25 protein-coding genes and 1 pseudogene are annotated in these 22,078 nt (G+C 64.5%); 12 read left to right on the top strand and 14 right to left on the bottom strand.

Translation table 11 applies throughout. From position 1 onward, the window contains the following. The first annotated feature begins 73 nt into the window (after positions 1–73). Both ABZX12_RS41415 and ABZX12_RS41410 read left to right on the top strand, forming a co-directional pair. Positions 74–568 carry an ATP-binding protein gene (locus ABZX12_RS41415; RefSeq protein WP_355700955.1) on the top strand — a complete coding sequence of 165 codons (495 nt, stop codon included), beginning with the start codon at positions 74–76 and terminating at the stop codon, positions 566–568. A gap of 369 nt (positions 569–937) precedes the next feature. Continuing rightward, positions 938–1,303, top strand: coding sequence for a hypothetical protein (locus tag ABZX12_RS41410; protein WP_355700954.1), 366 nt, complete (start codon positions 938–940; stop codon positions 1,301–1,303). Positions 1,304–2,000: 697 nt separating this feature from the next. Here the strand turns inward: ABZX12_RS41410 and ABZX12_RS41405 are convergent. From ABZX12_RS41405 to ABZX12_RS41380, 6 genes are all read right to left on the bottom strand, one after another. Beyond that, complete coding sequence (locus ABZX12_RS41405; protein ID WP_355700953.1) at positions 2,001–2,807, bottom strand: LLM class flavin-dependent oxidoreductase; 807 nt, start codon at positions 2,805–2,807, stop codon at positions 2,001–2,003. Positions 2,808–3,197: 390 nt separating this feature from the next. Beyond that, positions 3,198–3,419 carry a hypothetical protein gene (locus tag ABZX12_RS41400; RefSeq protein WP_355700952.1) on the bottom strand — a complete coding sequence of 74 codons (222 nt, stop codon included), beginning with the start codon at positions 3,417–3,419 and terminating at the stop codon, positions 3,198–3,200. A 30-nt stretch (positions 3,420–3,449) separates the two neighbouring features. After that, positions 3,450–3,683 carry a hypothetical protein gene (locus ABZX12_RS41395; RefSeq protein WP_355700951.1) on the bottom strand — a complete coding sequence of 78 codons (234 nt, stop codon included), beginning with the start codon at positions 3,681–3,683 and terminating at the stop codon, positions 3,450–3,452. 524 nt (positions 3,684–4,207) lie between these two features. Next, a complete protein-coding gene (locus ABZX12_RS41390; RefSeq protein ID WP_355700950.1) occupies positions 4,208–4,381 on the bottom strand; it encodes a hypothetical protein in 174 nt (57 codons plus the stop codon). A 173-nt stretch (positions 4,382–4,554) separates the two neighbouring features. Beyond that, the gene (locus ABZX12_RS41385; RefSeq protein WP_355700949.1) at positions 4,555–4,863 is read right to left on the bottom strand and encodes a hypothetical protein; all 309 of its coding nucleotides are present in this window, start codon (positions 4,861–4,863) and stop codon (positions 4,555–4,557) included. Positions 4,864–4,965: 102 nt separating this feature from the next. Beyond that, a complete protein-coding gene (locus ABZX12_RS41380; RefSeq protein ID WP_355700948.1) occupies positions 4,966–5,292 on the bottom strand; it encodes a cupin domain-containing protein in 327 nt (108 codons plus the stop codon). A gap of 283 nt (positions 5,293–5,575) precedes the next feature. On the opposite strand from ABZX12_RS41380, the gene ABZX12_RS41375 reads away from it, so the two are divergent. After that, on the top strand, positions 5,576–5,989 hold the full coding sequence (locus ABZX12_RS41375; protein ID WP_355700947.1) for a MerR family transcriptional regulator: 414 nt from the start codon (positions 5,576–5,578) through the stop codon (positions 5,987–5,989). Beyond that, positions 5,986–6,973: pseudogene (locus ABZX12_RS41370) on the top strand (aldo/keto reductase). The gene ABZX12_RS41375 and the pseudogene ABZX12_RS41370 overlap by 4 nt, the downstream one beginning before the upstream one ends. 6 nt (positions 6,974–6,979) lie before the next feature. Here the strand turns inward: ABZX12_RS41370 and ABZX12_RS41365 are convergent. Next, the gene (locus ABZX12_RS41365; RefSeq protein ID WP_355700946.1) at positions 6,980–7,882 is read right to left on the bottom strand and encodes a LysR family transcriptional regulator; all 903 of its coding nucleotides are present in this window, start codon (positions 7,880–7,882) and stop codon (positions 6,980–6,982) included. A 250-nt stretch (positions 7,883–8,132) separates the two neighbouring features. Between ABZX12_RS41365 and ABZX12_RS41360 the strand changes: the two genes are divergently transcribed. Next, the gene (locus ABZX12_RS41360; protein ID WP_355700945.1) at positions 8,133–8,489 is read left to right on the top strand and encodes a putative quinol monooxygenase; all 357 of its coding nucleotides are present in this window, start codon (positions 8,133–8,135) and stop codon (positions 8,487–8,489) included. After that, positions 8,372–8,878 carry a helix-turn-helix transcriptional regulator gene (locus ABZX12_RS41355; protein ID WP_355700944.1) on the top strand — a complete coding sequence of 169 codons (507 nt, stop codon included), beginning with the start codon at positions 8,372–8,374 and terminating at the stop codon, positions 8,876–8,878. Before ABZX12_RS41360 ends, ABZX12_RS41355 begins: the two co-directional genes overlap by 118 nt. Before the next feature lie 395 nt (positions 8,879–9,273). Here the strand turns inward: ABZX12_RS41355 and ABZX12_RS41350 are convergent, their stop codons facing one another. Then, entirely contained in the window at positions 9,274–9,729 is a 456-nt protein-coding gene (locus ABZX12_RS41350; protein ID WP_355700943.1) for a PH domain-containing protein, read from the bottom strand. A 424-nt stretch (positions 9,730–10,153) separates the two neighbouring features. On the opposite strand from ABZX12_RS41350, the gene ABZX12_RS41345 reads away from it, so the two are divergent. Continuing rightward, positions 10,154–10,624, top strand: a complete 471-nt coding sequence (locus tag ABZX12_RS41345; protein WP_355700942.1) for a MarR family transcriptional regulator — start codon at positions 10,154–10,156, stop codon at positions 10,622–10,624. 187 nt (positions 10,625–10,811) lie between these two features. On the opposite strand, the gene ABZX12_RS41340 is transcribed toward ABZX12_RS41345, so the two are convergent. Together ABZX12_RS41340 and ABZX12_RS41335 are read right to left on the bottom strand one after the other, a co-directional pair. Next, positions 10,812–11,759: a quinone oxidoreductase gene (locus tag ABZX12_RS41340; protein WP_355700941.1), complete on the bottom strand. Its 948-nt coding sequence runs from the start codon at positions 11,757–11,759 to the stop codon at positions 10,812–10,814. 23 nt (positions 11,760–11,782) lie between these two features. Further along, the gene (locus tag ABZX12_RS41335) at positions 11,783–12,778 is read right to left on the bottom strand and encodes a Gfo/Idh/MocA family oxidoreductase (RefSeq protein ID WP_355700940.1); all 996 of its coding nucleotides are present in this window, start codon (positions 12,776–12,778) and stop codon (positions 11,783–11,785) included. Between the two features lie 74 nt (positions 12,779–12,852). Between ABZX12_RS41335 and ABZX12_RS41330 the strand changes: the two genes are divergently transcribed. Then, positions 12,853–13,785, top strand: coding sequence for a LysR substrate-binding domain-containing protein (locus ABZX12_RS41330; protein WP_355700939.1), 933 nt, complete (start codon positions 12,853–12,855; stop codon positions 13,783–13,785). Here the strand turns inward: ABZX12_RS41330 and ABZX12_RS41325 are convergent. Next, positions 13,744–14,103 carry a metalloregulator ArsR/SmtB family transcription factor gene (locus tag ABZX12_RS41325; RefSeq protein ID WP_355700938.1) on the bottom strand — a complete coding sequence of 120 codons (360 nt, stop codon included), beginning with the start codon at positions 14,101–14,103 and terminating at the stop codon, positions 13,744–13,746. The two genes, ABZX12_RS41330 and ABZX12_RS41325, sit on opposite strands and share 42 nt — an antisense overlap. Before the next feature lie 158 nt (positions 14,104–14,261). On the opposite strand from ABZX12_RS41325, the gene ABZX12_RS41320 reads away from it, so the two are divergent. The 3 genes from ABZX12_RS41320 to ABZX12_RS41310 all read left to right on the top strand — a co-directional run bounded on the left by ABZX12_RS41320 (position 14,262) and on the right by ABZX12_RS41310 (position 17,261). Further along, positions 14,262–15,179: a zinc-binding dehydrogenase gene (locus tag ABZX12_RS41320; RefSeq protein ID WP_355700937.1), complete on the top strand. Its 918-nt coding sequence runs from the start codon at positions 14,262–14,264 to the stop codon at positions 15,177–15,179. A 264-nt stretch (positions 15,180–15,443) separates the two neighbouring features. Then, the gene (locus ABZX12_RS41315; RefSeq protein WP_355700936.1) at positions 15,444–15,872 is read left to right on the top strand and encodes a hypothetical protein; all 429 of its coding nucleotides are present in this window, start codon (positions 15,444–15,446) and stop codon (positions 15,870–15,872) included. Between the two features lie 100 nt (positions 15,873–15,972). Further along, positions 15,973–17,261, top strand: a protein-coding gene (locus ABZX12_RS41310; protein ID WP_355700935.1) for an IS3 family transposase whose coding sequence is annotated in 2 segments (ribosomal slippage) — positions 15,973–16,246 and positions 16,246–17,261 — 1,290 coding nt in all. Because the reading frame shifts where the segments join, the coding sequence is not laid out codon by codon here. A 590-nt stretch (positions 17,262–17,851) separates the two neighbouring features. Here the strand turns inward: ABZX12_RS41310 and ABZX12_RS41305 are convergent. Next, a complete protein-coding gene (locus tag ABZX12_RS41305) occupies positions 17,852–18,232 on the bottom strand; it encodes a helix-turn-helix domain-containing protein (RefSeq protein WP_355700934.1) in 381 nt (126 codons plus the stop codon). A 121-nt stretch (positions 18,233–18,353) separates the two neighbouring features. Here ABZX12_RS41305 and ABZX12_RS41300 point away from each other — a divergent pair, with 121 nt between their 5' ends. Further along, the gene (locus ABZX12_RS41300) at positions 18,354–19,286 is read left to right on the top strand and encodes a zinc-binding dehydrogenase (protein ID WP_355700933.1); all 933 of its coding nucleotides are present in this window, start codon (positions 18,354–18,356) and stop codon (positions 19,284–19,286) included. 626 nt (positions 19,287–19,912) lie between these two features. On the opposite strand, the gene ABZX12_RS41295 is transcribed toward ABZX12_RS41300, so the two are convergent. Further along, entirely contained in the window at positions 19,913–20,425 is a 513-nt protein-coding gene (locus ABZX12_RS41295) for a hypothetical protein (protein ID WP_355700932.1), read from the bottom strand. A gap of 750 nt (positions 20,426–21,175) precedes the next feature. Next, entirely contained in the window at positions 21,176–22,048 is an 873-nt protein-coding gene (locus tag ABZX12_RS41290) for an SDR family oxidoreductase (RefSeq protein WP_355700931.1), read from the bottom strand. Positions 22,049–22,078: the final 30 nt, after the last annotated feature.

Raw genomic sequence — 22,078 nt, 5'->3', positions numbered from 1 at the left:
GTGGTAGCCAGGAGGGTCCGACGGATTGAGATCTACGTGGGAAGGCAGGCATGGCCATATACTTGGGTGCGAAGTGCCCCGCTGGCGGCCGAGCACGGAAAAGGAGCTCCTGGCCGCGATTGAGGACGGTCTCCTTCGCGAGACGCACTATCTCGACATGAAGCGCGAAACAGGTAGCAGTTCCGGTGAGCGAAAGGAAACTGCTCGTGACTTGAGTAGTTTCGCTGTCGACGGAGGAGCGCTGCTGGTTGGTGTAGAGGAGGACAAGGAGAACCGCACCTGGCGTCTCCGCCCCCAACCCCTTGAAGGACTGGCTGAGAAGCTTGAGCAGATTGCCACTCAGCTTGTAGATCCGCCGCTGTTCATCACCGCAGACGAGATTCCTGCCGAAGCGGATGCCTCGACGGGCTACCTGTTCGTCCAAGTTCCGGGGTCTGCTCGTGCGCCCCATATGGTCGAGGGCATCTATTACGGCCGAGGGGACCGAACCCGCATCCGTCTGTCAGATGCGGAAGTGGTTCGGCATCACGCATCACGGGAACCGTTGGAGTCTCTGGTCACCCGATGAGAACTTATGCGCAACACAACGCCGCGATTCCTGTTGTCTATAAGAGGTTTCGCGCATCATTGGCGAACGATGATCAGTCTCCCGTGGAATTCAGCGGGTTCGGGGTTCGAGTCCCTGGCGGCGCACAAAAGCCCAGGTCACACAGGTGGCCTGGGTTTCTTCATGTCTGCTACATCCCTTTTACGTCCCTCTTTGCCGGAACCCGGCGGCAGACTGATCTGTCAGGTGCCGCTGCGCATCGATGCGCCGATCTTCATGTCATCGTGACTGTGCGTCACATCACATCGTTTCGCATCGCTCGCGATCTCTCGGATTCTGCGCGGCGGCCGGCGTTGAGCTTCCAACCATCACACCGGTCGGAGGCATGACATGGCCAGGGCACGTCTGCCGATCGGAACCTGGGGAAGCATCTCGACACGCGTCGAGAAGACCGACGCGAAGGGCAAGGCCGTCAGTTACCGCTCGAAGGCCAACTTCCGCGACCACGACGGTCTCGTCCGAGACGTAACGGCGTTCGGCAGGACCAAGACAGCCGCCGAGCGCCGACTGCTCCAAAAGCTCCAGGACCGCGCCAGGGCCAACCAGTCCGGTGAGCTGAGCGCGATGCAGAAGATCAACCACCTGCTCGACGTCTGGGAGAAGAGATTCGAGGGAATGGTCGCCGACGGAAGAAGGTCACCCCCTCCCTGGACACCTACCGGCGTGCCCTCAAGAACCACATCCGCCCCGCCCTAGGCGAACTCCGCATCGGCGAGGCCACCACCCCGCGCATCGACACCGTCCTCAGCAAGATCAAGAACAAGGGCGGCGCCCCCACCGCCAAGACCTGCCGCGCCATCCTCTCTGGAGCTATGAGCCTCGCCGTCCGCCCGCGCCCTCACCGCCGAGGAAGTCACCCTCCTCCGCAAGAGCCTGGCCGCCGACGAACGCGCAGTAGACGCCGATCTACCTTCTTCCACAGGCTGCTCGACGAGCACCACATGACGAACGTGTCGTTCCAAGGTCGTGCGTGGCTATGTTGCTAGGCGGTCGGAGATCCGGATCGAGGCCGGCCGGGGCCTGTTGGTGTCCGGGGTTCCGATCAGGTTGCCAAGTGGGCTCCGAGGTCGGCGTCGGCGCGGATGCGGGCGACCTCGTGCCGGTGCACAGGCCGCCCAACATCGCAGGGTGTGGATGAGGACATCCAGGAACTGACCATGCACGCCGACGTCCCAACCGTCATGATCTACGTCGACGACGGCCAGAACGAACGCGTCACCGCAATCGCCGACGACCTCGGCCGCGTCATGGACCGCTGTACCACAGCACCTACGCCGCGGGCAGGTTCGTCGAGGCCGCTTCTTAAGTTGCGGAGGGGGCCGACCGCCGCGGGGCGGAGACGAGACACTCGTGCCGCTGCCACGCCGACGTTGCCCACCGGTTCGGTCGCACCTCAGCCAAGCTTGGCCACCATCGGCGCGAGCGATTCGGCGAAGTCGGCACCGATGATGAAGTACGAAAAGCCGATCTCCTCACGTCGGCGCTGAACTTCTTCCGCGGCCGCCGCGGGGTCACTCGGAAGGACGACGAGCGAGTCGGCCGCGTGGAGCGCCGCGGTGTCGAGGCCGGGCCCCGCCATGAACGGAGCGACACGGTCACCGACGACGGCGACGTGCTGGGCGATTTCCATGTCCCGGCGGCCGGCGAAGTCCCGGACCCGGTTCGTAGTTCCGACCCGGTCATCGTCCGATGAGAGCACGAACGTGACAGCGTCAGCGACCTCGATTGCCAGCGCCTCCGACTTCGGCCCGCTCACTGCCATCACCACCGGCGTGTGCAACTCGGGTCCGTCGAACGTACGCAGGCCGGCGACGGTCTCGCGCATCCGGGCGCGACGTTCGGCGAGGGAGACGGCGGGCAGTCCCAACTCGACCTCGATCCCGGGCCGGCCGGCGCCGATGCCCATCTCGAAGCGACCCTCGGTGAGGACCGAGAGCGAGTGAGCTTCCCATGCCGTGTTCTGCGGTTCGCGCAGCGCGGCGGCGTACACCCACGAGCCGACCCGCAGGTCAGCGAGCGCGGCCGCGGTTGCCAGCGTGGGGGCGAGGGTTGGCTGCCAGGTGGGTACATCGGGCATCAGCAACGTCGAATAGCCGCTGTCGGCGATCCGGCGCACGCGGTCCCGCCACGTCGGCAGGTCGGAGGTGATCGGGGCAACGACCCCGAAGCGGAACGGTCGGCGACTGGCCTGGTCGGGCATTGTGGTTCTCCTTGACTCTGGGGGCCTTGTATCGATCCCTTTGCCCTCTCCACGAACCAGTCACCCAGAATCCGACAACGCCGCACACCCCATCGCGCGCAGCCCGCTGCGGGCGATCGACGTACCGGAGGTCTTCGCCCGCTCCACCATCGAGCACGAAGGCGAGGCCGTTGTTGTCGGGTGGTAGAGCCGGATCAAGCCGCTGTCCTTCAGCCGTGGCAGTAGCCGGACCCGAGCAGTTCGGTGAACGCGAACTCGACCACGACCGGAGGGTGGAGCCCCGACGTGCAGGCCAGCAGCTCACTACGCCTCTGCATCAGCGCGCCGTGGCGGGGAGTTGGTCGCCGCCCGGGAAGTATCGCTTGAGCGATCGGGATCTGATCGGCATTGTCAGCTGCGGGCAGCTTGCTGATAGGCCGCGAGGGCTACTGCGTCGTCGATGCTGCCGTGGTGGTGGACTTGTGCCCAGCCGGCGGCGTACTCGAAGACGCGGGTCGTTCGGATTGCGAGTGGGCAGACTCCGAGTTCGGGATGCCGATAGGTTCCGGTCTCGCGTCCGGCAAAGACAGCCGAGTTCTCGCCCCAGTACGTCGCGGCGTCGCCGAAGGTCACCTGAACATCGAGAGTTCCTGAGAAGACACGTTAGTACACCTGCCGTACTGCCTGCCGCGACCGCAGGATGCCACCGATCGGGTTGTTTACCTGCACTAGGTCATCCTCGGCCCAACCTGCCACGAGAGTTTCGAGATCGCGGCTATTCAGCGCGAAGTAAAAGGTTTCCAGTGCTGCGAGGGCTCCACCAGGTCCCGGCGCGCCGGCCTCGTCAGTCCGGCGCCGCGAATTTGGTCCGAAGTTGTAGTCGACGAGCTCAATCATGCTACTCCTCATCCACACTGTTCGAGGACTATCAAACAGTATCAGTTGGGAGCAAATCGCACATACGAACGTTGTCTCGATGACCCCGCCACAGTCGTGACTTTCTGTCGCTGGGCGCAATCACGGACATCGTGAAAGCAGCCAGCGAGCTGATCAGCTCAGCTCTGTGCGCGGCGGTGGAGCTTCCGCTGTGCTGCGCTCTTATGCGTCGACAGGGGCCACGAACCGAATCGGTAACGCCGATCGCGCGAGTTCTGATGTTGAATCTCGCGGCCTGTGCGTCCACCTTTTCGGCTCGCCGTAAGCGCCGCGGCGCTCCCTAAAGTCGACTAGCCAAGCACAAGCCCGTCCATGCCGCAGATGCTGGGGGTCGCCGGGGCAGGCTTGCGGGAGGCACAGCCCGGCCCAGGCGAATTGCCGCGACTTACAGAGCCGCACGATTGACAACTGGCCAGAAGAAGCGGCTTGCGTCCTGCCGACGCCGGGATGTGCGGGACGCTGCTGGGCCGCGAACTCGAAGCTTGTCAGACTCCGTGTTCATTGGTTTCCCGAGGGGTGCGCTTGGAGTAGTCACGGGTCACCCGGCCTTGGGTGTCGCGAACCTTTCCATCGTCTCCCAACCCGCCGCGCTTAGCGAGCTTCTCGGCGTTCTTACCTGACATCCAGCCCTGTTCCTTGGACTTCTTACCCCATGACATAGATTCTCCTTAGATAGCACCGGAAACTTCTGAGCTTTTCTATTCAAGGTAGAGCAGTGCGGCCTGGAGCACCGGACGGAATGCTCCGGGCCAGCGCAGCGCTCCTGCTCGGCCAAAGTCGACCGATAACGAGAAGCGCTGTCCATTTCTGCCGAGACGCTCACAGCATCTAGCTACTCACCGCGCTGATTCTCCGTAGTTCGCCGCACGACGCGCGCGGGTCTGACAGAAATTTCAGCCGACTTCGCAGAATTTGCCACTGCTCCTCTGGCGGATTCAGTTCCGCTGAACGCTTTGTCCATCGCGTCGGCAGCGGGGGCATCGAAGACAGATGCTTCAATCTGATCCAATTGGTCTTCTAAGGAAAGTTCATTGTGCACATGGTTGAACGCCCAGTTTTCTGCATTTGATATACCGCGCTCGAGCGCATCCTTTCGTAGCGCATCAAGGCGATGGGAGAAATATTCGTCGTACTCGCTCATCACTGCCTTTCGACATCCACGGCATACAAGCTCGTCAGTTCACATCTTGCGGCACGCGATCGCCGCATAGGTTCGGTGAAGTTGCGCCGTTTGGGCACGGCATCAAGTGCCTGCCGACGCCTCTGCGGGCCCGAACACAATGATCCGGACGCCAGTTTTGGTGTAGGGCTGATGCCGACTGCCTGCCCGGTAATGGAGATAAGTCCCCGCCGGGTAGGACTCGCCGTGGTCCAGCAACTCGCCCGAGGCGACATAAATGAGTTCGTCGCGGTCGTGTACGTCGACTTCAGGCCAACGTACCCCTGGTTCCATATCAAAAGCCCTGACCAGCACCTGGCCGCTAGATGGCAGCGCCCTCCGAACTATCCCCGGTGCCACCGGGCCAAACTCGGCATTATCGATCAGTACCGCCTCAGGTTTGTTCAGCACCCTCCAACTCTGCAAGTGGCACTGCATCGCGCAACAGGCTCGACCTGGTCAATGAGAGGACGCATCTGGTCAAACCCCACGCGCCGCTGGCCAGACTTCTGGGGAACTGGCCCCCTGCACGAATGCACTCGGTTCAAATCCCGCCCAGCAAGGCGGTTCTTCACACCGCCATACCTGAGTGGCACTTTCGCCTGGCGACGCTCACGACACTCTGACCGACTGTCACCGGCAGATTTGGATTCGAACTGGCATTGGAGTGCACTCCAAGTTCTACCGTCCTGCTGTGACTTATTCGATCACTGAGGTTGTCGAGCACAGCGGTGCTTCGGCGGACACCTTGCGCTATTACGAGAAAATCGGTCTGATCGATCCGCCATCGAGAGATACGGCGGGCCGACGCACCTACACCGAACGCGACGTGCTCTGGATCGCCTTTCTGCTGAGGCTGCGCGGCACAGGGATGCCGATTCGGCTGATGCAGGAGTACGCGGATCTCCGCCGCCTCGGGGATACGACGGCGCGGCGGCGGCGCGACATCCTCGTTGATCATCGCGCGGAGATCCGTTCCCGGATGGACGAGCTGCGTTCCGTACTGGACGTCCTCGATCGCAAGATCACCGACTACGACAAAAACCTGGCCGGCGACACCGTCGCCATCAACGAACCCACGGTTGATTCTCAGGAGGAACTGGTATGAAGACCCGGTTGCTGGGCGAACTAGAGGTGAGCGCGCAGGGTCTGGGCTGCATGGGGATGAGCGCGTTCTACGGCGGCGGAGACGACGAGGAGTCGGCCGCAACGATCCGACGTGCGCTCGATCTGGGAGTATCTTTGTTGGACAGCTCGGACATGTATGGTCCATATACCAACGAGAAGCTGATCGGACGAGCGATCTCCGGTCGTCGGGACGAGGTCGTGATCGCGACGAAGTTCGGCATCGAGTTGCGTCCTGACGACCCGCAGTATCGCGGTGTGCGTGGCGATCCGGAGTACATCAGAGCAGCAGCATGTGACGCCTCGTTGCTGCGCCTGGGCGTGGATCACATCGATCTGTACTACCAGCATCGGGTGGATCCGAAGGTGCCGATCGAGGACACGGTAGGGACGATGGCCGATTGTCACGGCCGGCAAGGTCCGCTACATCGGGCTGTCCGAAGCCGGCTCGGAAACAATTCGCCGCGCTCATGCGGTGCATCCTCTGAGCGCGGTGCAGACTGAGTGGTCGTTGTGGTCCCGCGACATCGAGACCGAGGTGGCGCCGCTGTGTGCCGAACTCGGTATCGGCGTCGTCGCGTACGCGCCGCTTGGCCGAGGCTTTCTCACCGGGACCATCACCTCAACCGCAGATCTTGAGGTTGACGACTTCCGGCGCACGGGTCAGCCACGATTCAGCGAGGAGAACCTTGGCCGTAACTTGTCGATCGTGGCAGCCCTGGAGAGATTGGCAGCCTTGCACGAAGTCACAACCGGTCAGTTGGCTCTCGCTTGGGTCCATCACCGCGGTGAGCATGTGGTGCCGATCCCGGGCACGAAACACCGCGCCCATCTCGAGCAGAACGTCGCCGCGACCGATCTTGAGTTGACCGTCGAAGACCTCGAGGTTCTGGAAGCTGCTGTCCCTCCTGATGCGATCGCAGGTGCCCGGTATGGCGAGGCCGGACTCCGGATGCTCAATCTGTAGCCGTGGTCAGGCCTGTCGCGCTGTTCGACCCAAGGTTCCCGCCGCAGCCCGGATCCGTCTCTGCAGTGGTGTCGGCAGGCCTGTGCGCAACACCAGGTAGAGAGTGACTTCCGTGCCCGGATCTGCCAGAGGTATCCACCGTGTTCGAACTGGAAGGACGTTGGCTGCGGACTCTCCCATCAGCCCGATAGCCTTGCCTGTCCTGATCTGATGGTGCCCTGGATCAAAGGTGACCGGTGGCCGAACGAATTGAGGCTCCAGGTCGGCGACCGCGAACAGCCTCAGTACGTCGTCGTAATGACCCGGGTTGGCTTCTCGGGAATGTAGCAAGAGCGGGTAGCGGGCTACCTCTGCAAGAGGCACCACACGCCGCCTATACAGCGGATGCCCAGCTGCTACGACGACCCCACGGGTCTCTCGCCGCAGCGCTACGCGCCGGGTCCCGGGCAAGTCATGTCCTGCCCGGGTTACCCCGGCATCAGCCACGCCCGCCGCGACCGCTTGTGACACCTCAGGGGTCGAGAGCATCTCTGCGACGACGACGAGTTCCGGATGAGCCACTTCAAGAGCCGTGATCAATCGCGGTACAAGATCAGCGCCCGTGCTTGGGCTGTAAACGATCTTCACCTGCCCGGCGTCGCCGGCACCAACTCGGCGCGCGCGCTCCCAGACAGCGTCCAACGTGGCAAGAGCCGCTGGGCCGTGCTCGACGAGAACAGCACCGGCAGGAGTAAGGGACACCCGCCGGGTTGTGCGATCAAGCAGCCGGACGCCCAGTGTCGACTCGAGCCGGCGGATCTGTGCACTCAGGGCGGGCTGCGCGATCCCTAGCCGGGACGCAGCTTGCGTGAAGCTGGACTCCTCCGCAACCACGAGAAAGTACCTGAGTACCCGCGCCTCAAGAGCCATGCCTCATCGTAACGATACGGGCCGAGATTCAGATCATCATGTTCTGAATCGATCACTGACTGGTCTTTCACTAAGTCACCTCGACGCGGCTACCGTTGGGTTGTGAGAGTTGGCGTCCGCGTGGGCCGGTCGTTTGGCTGAATCAACGGAGTGTCCGGTGCCGAAGCACCGGCCCTCCGGCGTCGTGTCTACACGTCGCAAGACTTCAGGAAATGCCCGGTAGCATCGATTTCACACAGGAAGCAGGACCATGACCGATCCCAGTACGACCTTGACTTCGACCGTACTGCTGACAGTTGCCGTTGACATCGAACCGAATCGCGTAGCCGACTTTCGTGAGGCGGTTGACCGGCTGGTCAAGTCGGCGATCCAGGAACCCGGAGTGCTCGACTACTGGGTAGGACAAGAACCCGGCAACCCGTACCGCTTCATCTTCGTTGAGCGGTATGCAGACCACGACGCGCTGGCGCAGCACCAAGCATCGGCTGCATGCACGGAGTACGTCGCCGCGCTGCCCGGCTGGCTTTCGAGTCCGACCGTCGCCTCAGTCGACAACGCCACTTCTGTTGCCGTCATCGACCTGGCGCCGACCGACCCGACCGAGTGAACGGGCACACTGCTGGTGCCTCACCAGGCAACGTTGGGGAGGTATGCCGTACCAGAGACACCGCGCGAGCGCGGCACCACCTAACCGCAGCCGCCGCCACCTTCGAGCGACTCAACGCCCGCCCCTGGACCAGACGAGCCGCCAACGAACTGCGCGCCAGCGGAATCGCCGTCGACACCCCCAGACCGGCCACGCTCACTGTCCAACAACGCCAGATCGCCGAACTCGCAACTGCAGGGATGACCAACAAACAGATCGCCGAGCGACTCGTCCTCAGCCCACGCACGGTCTCCACGCATCTGTACCAGCTCTTCCCGAAACTGGGTATCACCACCCGCGCCGCCCTCCGTGATGCCCTGGCCGGGCTCCCGGACCCGGATGCGGAATAGGCCGCGAGCTGCACGGCGTGGCGTGTGTGGCGCAGAGTTTCGTCGGTTTGGTCGTTGTCGGCGAGCGCACGGCGCCTGGACACCGGCGTGCCTTCGAGTACAACGGTTCCGGCTGCGATCATCGACTGCGGGCCGGTACCGGCCCGCAGGGCGGAAGATCACCACGCTCAGGTCGAGCTCGTCAAACCCCATGAGCCGGCCCAGCCGCGCTCGATGATTTGACTGAGCAGCAGTCCCCCTGGCGGCACGGTCATGGCCGCCCGCACCGGCCTCCGACGCAGTCAGGGGTCAGGTTGGCGCGATGACCCGCTGGCGCGGGCGTCATCTATCAGGGAGGGCTTCGCCAGGTGGCCGCGATCACGCACCGACTCGCCCAGGGGTCGTTGAGCGCCTGGCTACCTCGTGCCGACGAGGAGGCCGACTACTGCGGTAGAGATGCTAGCTGCGGTGCCTGCCAGGAGCACCGCAGCACCCCACGATGGAGTGGTCCGGCGACCTGTTCCCGTGCGCGGGCTCGCGAGCCGAAGTCGTTCAAGCAAAGCGGCGACCTCTTGGGCCGATGGTCGCCCATGCTGACCATCAAACCGCCAGGCTTCGCGGCCGTGGCGGCCAAGATCAACGCTCACCTCGTACCGGCGTACCTGAAGTCGCTCGATGGCTGACCACGGAAAGGCGCGCTTACGGAGTACCCCACGGATCTCGAAACCTTCTGCCGTCACCGTGAGGCGAGCGCAAGGACCTCGAAGCTCGTCGTACAGAGGCCACAAGAAGATGAGCGTGCTCAACCCCAGCCACCATGGCTTGGCGCTGCCTGCCACGTAGACAATCGCAAGTGGCCAACTGACGAGCATCGAAACCCACCGCCACGATCTCGCCGCGCCGCCCTCAAAGTCAGGACTCCAGGGCAGCATGGGAATTTCGGGCGCCGGCGTGAGGTCCTGCGCGTCCCATGGCCGCTGCCCACTGTTTTCGCCCAAGACCCACCATCCTGAAGATTGTCGATCACCCAAATCCACGACGTACCTGGCGGCCGGGCCGTTGCACGACGGGACCATGCTCGTCGACGCACGCCAGTGCCGGCTCGCGGACCGATGGCGATCGCCCGAAGGTTCGGCATAGTGAATTCATATACTATGAAAACAATACTATACGTATCCCATCAACCCAGCGACTGAGCCTCGTGTCCGGCCCGCATCCGCCGGAGCCAGATCCGTCCGGCTGCGGTAAGCTGCGGACCGCAGTGATCTTCGTCTCATAAGGTACGGAAGCGAGAGCATGGAAGCCCGCCGACCCAGGAGCAGGTCCCGCAGCGCTGCGATCCGCGCGGCATTGCGGGATCTTCGCGTTCAGCTCGCGCTGCTCAACCACCAAGTCGGGTACCGGCTGTCCCTCAAGGATGCCGAGCTCGACTGCCTCGACGTTCTCGCCAGAGACGGCGCGATGAGCCCGAGCGCGTTGGCGCGGCTGGCCGGGATCCACCCCGCGACCCTGACCGGCATCCTCGACCGGTTGGAGCGCGGCGGCTGGATCGTTCGGGACCGCGCCCAGACCGACCGCCGTAGCGTGACCATCCGCATCGTCAAGGAACGATCCGCGGACGTCTACCGGATGTACCGGGGGATGAACAGCGCAATCGACACCATCTGCGCCGACTACAGCGATGAGGAGCTCGACCTGATCGCAAGCTTTCTCCAGCGCTGTGGCGACGCCGGTGTCACTGCGACGGAGAAGCTGGCCGTGGGCTGACGGCCGCTACTCGCACCGTGATGTCGGCGAGGTCCGCCCTTGCTACAACCGACACCCGGCCGCTGCCGAGGACTGCCGCGAAAGGGCATCACCCGCCGACGCCCGGCTTCGTCGGAACCTAAGCGGTGAATCAGCCCTCACGTGTGACAAGGGTCCTTCAGCCGTGCACAGCCGTCGACGTACCTCGTCATGGACGCAGCAGCAGCTTGCCGGTGGTACTGCGCGCCTCAAGGTCGCGGTGTGCCGATGCCACGTCGTCGAGGCGATAGATCCTGCCGATGTGTACCCTGACCTCTCCTGCGCGGTTCCACGCGAACAGGTCACGCGCCCGTTGCTGAAGTTCGTCGCTGGAGCCAACGAAGTCGCGGAGCGTCGGACGGGTCACTGTCAACGAACCGAACTCTGAGAGCCGGCCGAGGTCGAACGGCGGCACCCGGCCGCTGGACTGCCCGAACAGGACGAGCGTGCCGCGACGCGTCAACGAGCGCAGCGATCCTTCGAAGGTGGCCAGTCCGACACTGTCGTAGACCGCAGCCACGCCACGTCCGTCCGTCTCTCGCTTCACCATGGACTCGAAGTCTTCGTACGTGGCGACAACGGCCGCGCCCGCTTGCCTCGACAGATCCGCCTTCTGCCGAGTGGAGACCGTCGTGATCACCCGGGCACCGAGCAACCGCGCCACCTGTGTCAAGAGCAGGCCCGCTCCCCCGGCGCCCGCATGGATCAGGATCGTGTCGCCCGGCTGCACGGCGTACGAGCTGGTCGCCAGATAATGCGCGGTCAGCCCTTGAAGAAGGAGGGCCGCAGCGTGTTCGTCCGTAATGCCATCAGGTACGGCGATCAGCTGCCACGCCGGAACGATTGCCTCGGTTGCGTAGGAGCCAGGAACGCCTTGCCAGGCGACGCGTTGCCCGATCGACACTTCGCTGACGTCTGGAGCGACTGCGACGACCCGGCCGCTGCCCTCGCCGCCCGGGAAGTACGGCAGGGCTGTCTTGTACAGCCCAGATCGCTGGTACACATCGGCATAGTTCACTCCGGCCGCCGCAACTTCGACCCGCACATGGCCGGCCGGCGGTTCTCCGAGCACGCGCTCGACGTACCGGAGTACTTCCGGGCCGCCGGCCTGATCCACCCGGATCGCGGACACGCGGTCGGTCATGACACCTCCTGACCGACGTGGAACGCCTCAACGACTTGCTGGACTCGGAACGCCGCCGCGAAGTCCGCGAGCCCGCGCACATCCTCGCCGCGCATGGCAGCGGCGAACCGCGACAATCGGGTGGCCTCCGAGCCGCGTTCACCGTCGAGCTCGACCGACATCCAATCGTTGCCCTCGGTAACCTCGAGCTCCCCCCAGTTGCGGAAGCGATAGGACCGCTTCGTGCCCAACAGCGTCCATTCGCAGAGTTCCGGAGCGGCGGCACCGACCACGCCGGACACATTCACCGGGACGTCACCTGCACGAAGCAGGGCGTGGGCTGTCCGCTCTGCTCCCTCGGTTTCTCCAACAGCAAAGCCGAGCCTCGCGTCGGCGACCTGCAGTGGTCCCAGCAGGCGATCAGTCAGATAGGCGAAGTGCGAGAAGACCTCACGCACGAAGCCGCCCTGGCGCCGGCCGCTGAGCCATTTGGCCCCGACTTGAAACTCACGCGGCCACCGCGGAAACGACAGCCGCACGTCGACTCCGACGACCGTGCCGACCGCTCCCGCGGTCAGCGCATCTTCAATGAGCAGCACCGCGTTCCGATCGGACAAGGCGAAGTTGACCGCGGTCACCATCCCCGTGCCAGACGACGCGGCGAGCATCCGCTCGCTGTCCTCGAGGCTGATCGCGAACGGCTTCTCGCAGAAGACTGCCGTGCCTGCACGCAGCGCGCGGATCACGAGAGCGGCATGCGTGTCGGGCGGAGTCGCGATGTAGACAGCGTCGACGTCGGTAGACGTGACGACCTGCTCGGCCTCGCGACTGAAGGACAGTTCAGGATGCCGCGTTCGCGCAGCGTCGACAGCAGCCTGGCTGATGTCCGCGGCGACGACTACATCGAACTCGGGATGGCCGACTGCGACTTTCAGCATCTCGCTACCCATGGCACCGAGGCCGACGATCGCGAGGCGGATGCCGTCACCTCGCACCGGATTCGTAGTACTCACGTGCCGAGTGTGACCAGCGCTGCGTCTTTCAGTCCATCTAAAATATCTGCATGGAAGACTTAAGTGTCGACTTCATGGATGATCTCCGGCGACTGAGAGTCTTGCGTGAACTGCGCGAGCGGCAAACCGTCACCGCCACGGCCTCGGCCCTGCACCTCACCCCGTCTGCGATCTCCCAGCAACTGGCTGGTCTGTCCCGGCACCTGGGGTTCGCCGTGACCGAGCGGCGCGGCCGCCAACTCATCGTGACACCACGGGCCCTGGCGCTACTCAAGCACGCCGACTCCGTGTTCGCCCAGATCGAACGCGCTCGCCATGAGCTGCAGAGCTGGTCTGATGACGCGCACGAGACGATCACGGTCGGGGCGTTCGCCACCGCCATCACTGGGCTGCTGCCCGGCCTGTTGACGTCCGTTCGAGTTTCGGATTCGGATGTCAAGGTCGAACTACGCCAAGCTGAACCGCCGGCGCTCTTCGACCAGCTCGACGCCGGGCGAGTCGATATCGCGATCGCGGTCAGCTTCACCGGTTCACCGACAGCCCAGGATCCTCGCTACCACACGGTTGACCTCGGCGCGGACCCGCTCGACGTCGCACTTCCGGCCGGGCACCCACGGTCTGCTGACGATCAGGTCAACTTGAAGTCCCTCGAAACCGAGGCGTGGATCACCGGCTCCCCCGGCGGCTGCTGCGCGACCATTATGTCGACAGCCTGCGCAGCAGCCGGATTCACGCCGTACGTCGCACACCAGGTCGACGACTGGCAGGCCGTCGCCCAGCTAGTTGCCAGCGGCCACGGTGTCGCACTTATGCCTCGACTCGCGCAGCGTGACCTGTCTCAGCGGCTGGCCGTGCGTCCGGTCAGCGGTGAGGCACCACGGCGGCACCTTTTCGCCGCCACACGCGACGGAGCACAAAGCGCCACGGCGATCGCGGCCGTCTTGTCACGACTCGCCGAATTCGGCTCAACCACTACTGCATCCCTCGGCAAGACGCGGCCTCTCTGAGCCGTCCTCGGCTCGCAGGACGGCGTCGATCAGGCCCGGAAACCGCGTCTCGAGGTCCCCGTGCCGCAGCGTCGTCCAGCGGCGGTTGCCGTCCTCCCGTTGGTGGATGAGCCCCGCGTCACGCAGAACGCGGAAGTGATGACTGAGCGTCGATGGGGCGACAGTGACCGGAAAAGTTCCGCACGGTCGTTCGACGTCTCGCCGAAGCGTACGAACGATCGTGAGACGGGTCGGGTCAGCCAAGGCGTGCAAGACCTGAACGAGCTCGACCTCTGCGACGTCAGGGTGGGTCAGAGCCGGACGGCGCGCGTGTGGCATGGAACCCCTTTCGACAACCTTCGAATCACTGTATCGTCCAGCTACGACATTCGACGAACATCGAAAGGAATGGCCGACCAATGCACCGCGCTCTGATCTTCGACGGCCCCGCACTCGACAGCAGCAGGAGCCGGGTCGGAGAGATACCTATGCCAGACGTGGGTCCGCGACTGCTCGCTATCGACGTTGCCTACGCCGGCGTGAACTTCATCGATGTCATGGCCAGGCGAGGCGATCCGGGGTACGCCGGCAGTTGGCCGTTCGTGCCGGGACTGGAAATCTCGGGAACCGTCCGTCAAGTCGGCGACGGCGTGACTGACTTCGCGGTCGGAGACAGGGTGGCCGCGTTCACCGGATCCGGTGGACTCGCGGAAGTGGCTGTCGTCGACGCGGGATTGGTCGTCGCGATACCTGCCGACGTCAGCCTCGAGGTGGCCGCCGCGGCACCTGGCACCCTGACTACGGCCGAACTGCTGGTCAACGAGTTCGGTCGCCTCCGGCCCGGAGCGACGATGCTTGTACACACAGCCGCCGGAGGCATCGGGCAAGCCGTTGCCCGCATCGCGCAACTGTCGGGTGCACAACGGCTGATCGGAACGGTGGGCAACGTCGAGCGCGTCGCTCGAGCGAACGAGGCCGGATATGACGCCGTCCTGGCTCGCGGACCGAGGCTGGCCGCCGAGATCCGCGAGTTGACCGGCGGCATCGGAGTCGATCTGGTACTCGACCCGCAAGGCACCGCGATGCTTGATTCCGACCTGGAGATTATCGCGCCCGGCGGCAGCATCATCCTGTTCGGAAACCCGGCGGGCGGGCCGCTCGGGAGTCTGCCGGAGACCCGGAGACTCTACGGCGCCAACGCATCCATCAGAGGTTTCAGTCTGTCCAGTCTGGCCCGAACCGCGCCGCATCAGATTGCAAGGTCACTCGGACGCGTCCTCGAGCACCTCTCGGCCGGCAACCTCCATCTGACAGTCACCGTCGTCGACCATCTGACTGCTGCGATCGACGCCCAGCAAGCCCTCGCCGAAGGACGCGGCGTTGGCAAGTACGTCGCGCGCATCCAGGCGACGTAGAGCCGAATGCGTGAAGGCTGACCGGCGCCCGAGCGCCCGAGCGGCAGAGCGGCAGAGCGGCAGAGCAGCCTACGAATTCAACTGCCTCATCGGCATCGAGGTACGAGTCGCAGTGTCTGCCCGGATCGACTGCGCGACGCTGCCGATGGGCTGAAGATGGTCATGCTACGCTTCTTTGAGATTCAAACAATATGCACCTCGTATCACCTCCGGTCGAGCACCGCCCGTAGTGTTCGCGTCCCCTGCCCGAGGAGGCACATTCTCATGCGACGCAGGCGCCAACTGGCTACGTCGATTCTGAAGCGCACAACATCCTTGCTTGCCGTCATGGTGACCGCGGCGTTCGCGGCCACCATGACCGCCGGCCCGTCGTACGCCACGTGGCCTACCACCGCCCTAGCGACATCCTCAGCTGGTTACGGCTATTTCAATGGGGACATCCGCGTGCTGAGCATTCACGACTCACACGCGGATGGCTACGGAGTCGCGATCATCTACTACCGCTACGACCTGTCCAAGACGGGGCCCTACTACGCCTGGAACCGCGAAGGCAACGGCACCACTACCTACGTCTACTTCAACATGGGTCCCGGCGCCCAGATCAAGTTCTATTCGTGCCCGGAGAAGGGCGGTATCATCCTCAACTACGAATGCGGCCAACCCGCCTACGCGTCCATACCGTATTACGCCTAGCACAATCGCCCGCAGCGTCCCACTTGGCAGAGGACCGGCGAGAGTCCGGTGAACCACCCCGGGTTTGATGCGCACCTCCTTCGTTGGGAAGGTGGCATTCATGCCGAGCAAGTACGACGAGCAGACCCGTGCCAAGGCGGTCCGGCTGGTCATCGATCATGTTGACGATTACGACTCTGAGTGGGCGGCGATCAAGGCGGTGTCGGCCCGGTTGGGGATGACGGCCGAGACGCTGCGCCGCTGGGTTCGGCAGGCGCAGATCGATGCCGGTCAAGCCGTCGGAGTGTCGTCGGAGTCGGCGCGGGAGATCCGGGAGCTGAAGCGGAAGAACGCCGAACTGGAACGCACGATTGAGATCCTCAAGGCAGCGACCAGTTTCTTCGCGCGGGAGAGCGACCCGCGACAGCGGTGATCTGCCGGTTCATCGCCGAGCGCAAGGCTCGGTTCGGGGTCGCTCCGATCTGTGCTGCGCTGACCGCGCACGGCTGCCCGATCGCCCCGAGAACCTACTACGCCTGGGCCAGGCGGGCGCCGTCGCGGCGGGCTCTGTGGGACACCACGCTCACCGAGATCCTGGCCGGGTACTACGAACCCGATTCCGACGGCCGACGCCCGCCGGAGTCGCTCTACGGATCGCTGAAGATGTGGGCCCACCTGCAACGGCAAGGCATCCAGGTGGCGCGGTGCACCATCGAGCGGCTCATGCGTCTCAACGGCTGGCGTGGCGTCAGCAGGGCCAAGAAGATCCGCACCACGATCCCGGACCCGTCCGCGACCCGAGCTCCGGACCTGGTCAACCGGCAGTTCCGGGTGCCGGCACCGAACCGGCTCCTGGTCGCGGACTTCACCCATGTGCGGCTGGCCAGCAGTGTCGGCGGCACGTTCGCCTACACGGCCTTCGTCATCGATGCCTTCGCCGGACGGATCGTGGGCTGGGAGTGTTCGACGTCCAAGCACACCACGTTCGTCGAGCGGGCCATTGCCCAGGCCGCGGCGTTCCGCACGAGGCAGGGCAATCCCCTGAATACCCCGCAAAACAAGGCGATTCATCACTCGGATGCCGGGTCGCAGTACACCTCGGTGCACCTGACCGAGACGCTGCAACTGCACGGCCTCAGCCCCTCGATCGGGTCAGTCGGCGACGCCTACGACAACGCCCTGGCCGAGACCACCATCGGGCTCTACAAGACCGAATGCATCCGCGACGAATCACCCTTCCGCCGCGGACCACTCACCGGCCTCGCCAACCTTGAGGCCATCACCGCAGCCTGGATCCACTGGTACAACACCAGCCGGCTCATGCACCGCCTCGACCGACGCCCACCCGCCGAAGCCGAGACCGACTACAATGCACAAACCCAAGACGACCAACCGGTCGCACTCACATAACCGAGGGTGCATCAAACCCGGGACGTTTCACCGGTCACCGACCGCAGCCGTCTTGTGAGACCAGACGCTTATTGCCGCCGTGCATGACTGCGCCGCGGGCGCCCCGGGCCTGATCTGTGGCGCATGTGGATTCGTTCGAACGGACCATCCGACTGCGTCGGTGAATGTTTCCCCGTCGACGGGCCGAGGGTCTCCGTCACAACGGCGATCACCACCACAAGACGAGCACGATCACCACGTCGGCGTCTCGGCATTGCTGCGGCCCCGTCGTTGAGGTTGGGGCGATCGCCTTTTCTGTGTGAAGAAGGCGCCTCAGACTCCTGCAACTGCACTTCCCGTCTTGGCACCTCTTTTATCGTTGGCCTTCTGGCTGGGCGCGTTGTCGTTAAGGTGTAGGCCGTCTCGGCTCGAACCTTCGAGGGACGGACGATTGACGAGGTCGCCCGTGCGCCGAGTCGCACGTTACCGAGGCACACGCGTCGGCGCCATCTGGACCAGCAGCGCGATAACCAACTGTCAGCACCGGCTGACGGCGCTCGCAGATCGCCTCAGCATCGCCGCCACTCCCGAGTTGGCGGATCAAGCCTTACTCACGCCGGGTGATCGGCTTGGTAGGCGGCCCGAGCGGCGTCCATGTCCTCTATGTGATCGTATGCCCAGTTGCGCAGGACATGGACGGCGCCGCAGAGGCTGGTGCCGAGGGGGGTCAGTGAGTACTCGACCGTGACTGGGACGGTGGGGAAGACCGAGCGTGTCACGAGGCCGTCCTGCTCGAGTCCGCGCAGTGTTTGGGTGAGCATCTTTTGGCTGATCCCCTCGACACGGCGGCGCAGTTCGTTGAAGCGCAACTTGCCGTCCTGGAGTGCCAGCAAGACCAGAAACGTCCACCGCTCGCCAATCCGATCGAAGACCTGGCGGGACGGGCAGCCGGCCTTGAAAAGGTCATACTTCGTCGGGGACTTAGTATCCATGGGTAACCTATACCACCAATTACTGCCTTCTAGCGACCGGAAACCAGCACCCATACGGTAACCACTGAAGAGGTCGCCGTCATTCGGACGGCATCCGGCATACCTGTGGAGGACCGCACAGATGAAGGCACTGGTTGCGACCGGAACGCCCGGATCGCTAGTCGCGTTCGCCGACGTTCCTGAGCCGACCCCGACCGCGAGCGAGGCGGTAGTGCAGATCGAGGCGTTCTCGGTCAACCGCGGGGAGTACTTTGGTCTGTCCGGCGCATACGGCACGCCCGCCGAGGCCGGCTTCCGCCCCGGCAAGGACGTCGCCGGCCGCGTACTCCGGGCCGCCGCCGACGGGAGCGGGCCGGCTGTCGGACAACGGATCGTCGCGTTCCTGGAGGAGGGTGGGTGGGCTGAGCGCGTTGGGGTTGCCGCCGCGTCGCTCGCGGTCCTGCCCGACAACGTCACGGCGACACAGGCCGCGACGCTTCCGTTGGCGGGGCTGACGGCCCTGCGGTTGGTACGAGCGGGCGGCGAGATTGAAGGCCGCCGGATTCTGCTGACCGGGGCGTCGGGTGGAGTTGGGCACTATCTGGTAGAGCTGGCTTTAGCAGCAGGTGCCGAGATCACGGCTCTGACCGGCTCTGTCCCGCGAGGTCGCGGACTCGCCGAGCGCGGCGCGCACGTCGTGCAGCAACTCGCCGACGCCACCGGATCCTTCGATGTCGTCATGGAGTCGATCGGCGGCGACACCTTCCCGGCAGCATTGGCTAAACTGGCTCCCGGCGGCACGCTCCTCTGGTTCGGTCAAGCAAGCGAGAAACCAGTCACGCTCAGCTTCTTCGATCTCTTCAGGAACACTCCCCTGACCATCAAGCACTTCGCCCACTGGATATCCGACGTTCCTGACAGCGAGGACCTCACCACCCTTGTCCGCCTCGTCTCGACCGGCCAGATCACCGCCGAGATCGGCCGCACCGCCGACTGGGGCGATACAGCCAACACCCTCGAAGACCTCTACCACCGCACCATCCGTGGCAACGCCGTCCTCACCCTCACTGACTGAGAGAGGCTCTGCGAGACGTCGCTGGGCCGGGCGGTCGGTTGTCTTGGGCAACAGCAGGAATCGACCGGCCGTCGCGGGAAGGCGCAGCGAGATCGCGGTGCAACGAACGACCAATGCAGGACCTGATCCCATCTGATCGGCCATAGGCATCGCCGCATCGGCCTGGCCGCCGGCGACCTGCCGCGTCACCGCAACGGCCGACGTCAGGAACATCCCGGCGCCAGGTAAGGCTAGATCGCGATCGAAGAGCGCTCTGCCATTTCGGGCTCCGGACTGGCCGAGCAACCAAGCCGGCATTCGCGGGCTGCTGGATCAATCGACTGCGGCGACCGTATTCGTCGCCGCGGGAACGAGTAGCGCCGCAGTGGTTCTCCAGGCCGCACACAGGCTCGGCCTCGACCACCGCGCGACCTCGCCGTTGCGACATTCGGCGGCTCCCGCATGCGGATCCGTTCCACGTATGCATCACGACGGCCACGCGTTGCGTTCGTCATTGGGGCAACCACGATGCAGCACCTCCTCGGCCGCCCCACCGACCGGAAGGACCCAGCTCCGGACCATCCGGCTGGAACCTCGAGTCGCTGACCGGGAGTCCTGCAAGCTGCTACCCAGCCGCCGACGACCGGTCACTCACCCCGGCCGATCGAGTGCCTCTCGCGGGAGACCGTGATTGGTGGTCTTGCCCCGTTACCTCCTAGCTGGATGTTCGGCGCAGGTAGAGATCCTGTGTGCTGAGTGAACTTCACGATCGTGCCTCGCGTTGGGTCGGTGGTCGTCTGCCCAGTGCGCCATTTGAGCGGCTGTGCCGTCACGGTGCCGTCTGCCCGCGGAGTGATGCGGTGGATCCGGTGCGTGGCGGACAGCTGCTCGTACGGCGGCTTGGTCCGATGATTGAACAGCGGCTGGCCTTGCCCCCACGAAGCTCGATCGAGGCCGCCCCCCTCGAGTACCAGCCGCTCCGCGACCTCGCGCGCCAGCAGGGGATCCTGCTCGATCAATGTCCCCAGATCTTCGGCCAGCGGCCTCGGCAGAATGGCATGCACGACCAGGAGATTGCCCGGCCGGTGGCCTTTTGCCTCACGGTACTCCGGTAGTGGTTCGGGGGCCTTCGCGCCCGCGAGGTCGGGGTTGAACGGCATAGCCGAAGCGGATTGCCTCGTGCTCCTGCACGATGATTGGCCGCTGGACGCTGACCGTCCTGGTCTGGGTGCGTCCGAAACGCTTCTTGAACTCGTGGACCTCATCGGCCTTCTCGTCGAGCGCCTCGAACAACACCGCCTCGGCCGTCCCCACGCTCTGCCCCGCCTCTTCCCGAAATCCCCCGAACAGATGGGAAAGTCCCTCGAGGTAGCGGGAAACCTTCAGGTGCTGTGATAACGGCGATCCGATCCCGTTCCTGAAGGCTCTAAAACCCTCGCCGCTGAGCTCTGTCCTGCTGTCACCTTCCTATATCGTCATGCCGCTCGTGGTATCGGTGTACACCTCCACGGTGCCCTTGGCTGCTCGCAATACCGATTCGAGCACTGATCGTCTCGGGTCGACTTCCTCAGCCACTTGAGCTCTCTCCTCCTGTCATGTCTCGGTTTGGATCCGATGTCCCGCGTCACCGCTGACTGGACGGCCGCCGGTCCGCCGGCTTCCTGTGCACTGGGAGGCGTGCACCCGGCTGCTCGTGACATCGCCCTGGCGACTTCCGTCAGTATGCGCACGGGCTGGAGGTGTTGAGGACCGATTGAAGGCGTTGGTACCAGGTACCAGAGGGGGCGACGCCGGCAGAACATCAGATGGGTTGACATGGCGAGGAGAGTGCCTGCTGGCCTACAAGCGGTGGCAATCGCCGCTCGCCGGTGTCGGCGATCCGACGGGGAACGCGACCTTGCCCGACTTGTTCAGGCCTGCCCGAGGCCACCCTCTGCCAGGCCGCCGAGTCGCCAGTAGTTGGCGTAGGCGGTCGCGTAGGTCCCCAGGGATCGCGGCGGGTGGCCGGTGATTTCCTCGACGGTGCCGGTGACCGCGGCGTACTCTCCCGCCCGGATTAGATCGTGGAGAGCAAGCTGCCACACGACTGCCCAGTCTGGAGCACCGCCTTCGGACAACCTGCCGGCGAACTCATCGACTGCAAGGGCGACATAGCGGAGCTCGCGGTCAGCGGCCTGGCCGAGCTCCGCCAGAGCCTCGGAGTACGTGAGCGCCTGCGGACCGGTCAAGGTGTAGGTGCGGCCACCATGGCCCTCCTCAGTAAGCGCGATAGCAGCTACCTCACCGATGTCTGAGGTGTCGATGAAGCCGATCCGAGCATCACCAGCGGGCGCCTCGAGCACCCCGTGATCACGCAGGGGGCCGGCGAAACCGTCCTCTAAGTTCTGGAAGAACCAGTTGGGCCGGAGAATTGTCCAGTCCCGTCCTGACTCCCGGATGTCGGCCTCCCACTGCGCCATCGGAATTGCCGTGGGCAACTTGTCGACGCCCATGATGGACAGATGCACAACTCGCCGAACATCGGGCGCGGCGGCCAGGAGCCGGCCGACCAGGCCGGCGTTGTCGGCCGCGGCATACGGCCCGACAAGGTAGACGGCGTCGACGCCGTCGAGCGCGTCCGCCCACGTGGTGGGATCGGACCAGTCCATCCGCACGTGCTCGACGCCCTCGACGCTCACTCCCGGCCGCCGGCTAGCGGCACGGGTCGCGATACCCCGCGATCGCAGCGCCTCGACCACCGCGACACCGGTCTTCCCAGTTGCGCCGGTCACCAGCACAGCCATTGTCCGCTCCTCTCTTCACGATGGCCGCTT

This window comes from Kribbella sp. NPDC003505, from assembly GCF_040610875.1.
GTDB lineage: Bacteria > Actinomycetota > Actinomycetes > Propionibacteriales > Kribbellaceae > Kribbella.
Note: the sequence above shows the minus strand (reverse complement) of the source record. Positions and strands in the feature narration are given on the sequence as shown.

Coding starts and splice junctions, on each gene's coding strand:
- ABZX12_RS41390 (WP_355700950.1), bottom strand. CDS start 4,381: ATGTCATGGGGTAAGAAGTCCAAGGAACAGGGCTGGATGTCAGGTAAG.
- ABZX12_RS41290 (WP_355700931.1), bottom strand. CDS start 22,048: ATGGCTGTGCTGGTGACCGGCGCAACTGGGAAGACCGGTGTCGCGGTG.
- ABZX12_RS41300 (WP_355700933.1), top strand. CDS start 18,354: ATGAAGGCACTGGTTGCGACCGGAACGCCCGGATCGCTAGTCGCGTTC.
- ABZX12_RS41330 (WP_355700939.1), top strand. CDS start 12,853: ATGGATGATCTCCGGCGACTGAGAGTCTTGCGTGAACTGCGCGAGCGG.
- ABZX12_RS41350 (WP_355700943.1), bottom strand. CDS start 9,729: ATGCTCGTCAGTTGGCCACTTGCGATTGTCTACGTGGCAGGCAGCGCC.
- ABZX12_RS41355 (WP_355700944.1), top strand. CDS start 8,372: ATGCACGGAGTACGTCGCCGCGCTGCCCGGCTGGCTTTCGAGTCCGAC.
- ABZX12_RS41360 (WP_355700945.1), top strand. CDS start 8,133: ATGACCGATCCCAGTACGACCTTGACTTCGACCGTACTGCTGACAGTT.
- ABZX12_RS41315 (WP_355700936.1), top strand. CDS start 15,444: ATGCGACGCAGGCGCCAACTGGCTACGTCGATTCTGAAGCGCACAACA.
- ABZX12_RS41345 (WP_355700942.1), top strand. CDS start 10,154: ATGGAAGCCCGCCGACCCAGGAGCAGGTCCCGCAGCGCTGCGATCCGC.
- ABZX12_RS41295 (WP_355700932.1), bottom strand. CDS start 20,425: ATGCCGTTCAACCCCGACCTCGCGGGCGCGAAGGCCCCCGAACCACTA.
- ABZX12_RS41365 (WP_355700946.1), bottom strand. CDS start 7,882: ATGGCTCTTGAGGCGCGGGTACTCAGGTACTTTCTCGTGGTTGCGGAG.
- ABZX12_RS41385 (WP_355700949.1), bottom strand. CDS start 4,863: ATGAGCGAGTACGACGAATATTTCTCCCATCGCCTTGATGCGCTACGA.
- ABZX12_RS41410 (WP_355700954.1), top strand. CDS start 938: ATGGCCAGGGCACGTCTGCCGATCGGAACCTGGGGAAGCATCTCGACA.
- ABZX12_RS41405 (WP_355700953.1), bottom strand. CDS start 2,807: ATGCCCGACCAGGCCAGTCGCCGACCGTTCCGCTTCGGGGTCGTTGCC.
- ABZX12_RS41305 (WP_355700934.1), bottom strand. CDS start 18,232: ATGGATACTAAGTCCCCGACGAAGTATGACCTTTTCAAGGCCGGCTGC.
- ABZX12_RS41395 (WP_355700951.1), bottom strand. CDS start 3,683: ATGATTGAGCTCGTCGACTACAACTTCGGACCAAATTCGCGGCGCCGG.
- ABZX12_RS41325 (WP_355700938.1), bottom strand. CDS start 14,103: ATGCCACACGCGCGCCGTCCGGCTCTGACCCACCCTGACGTCGCAGAG.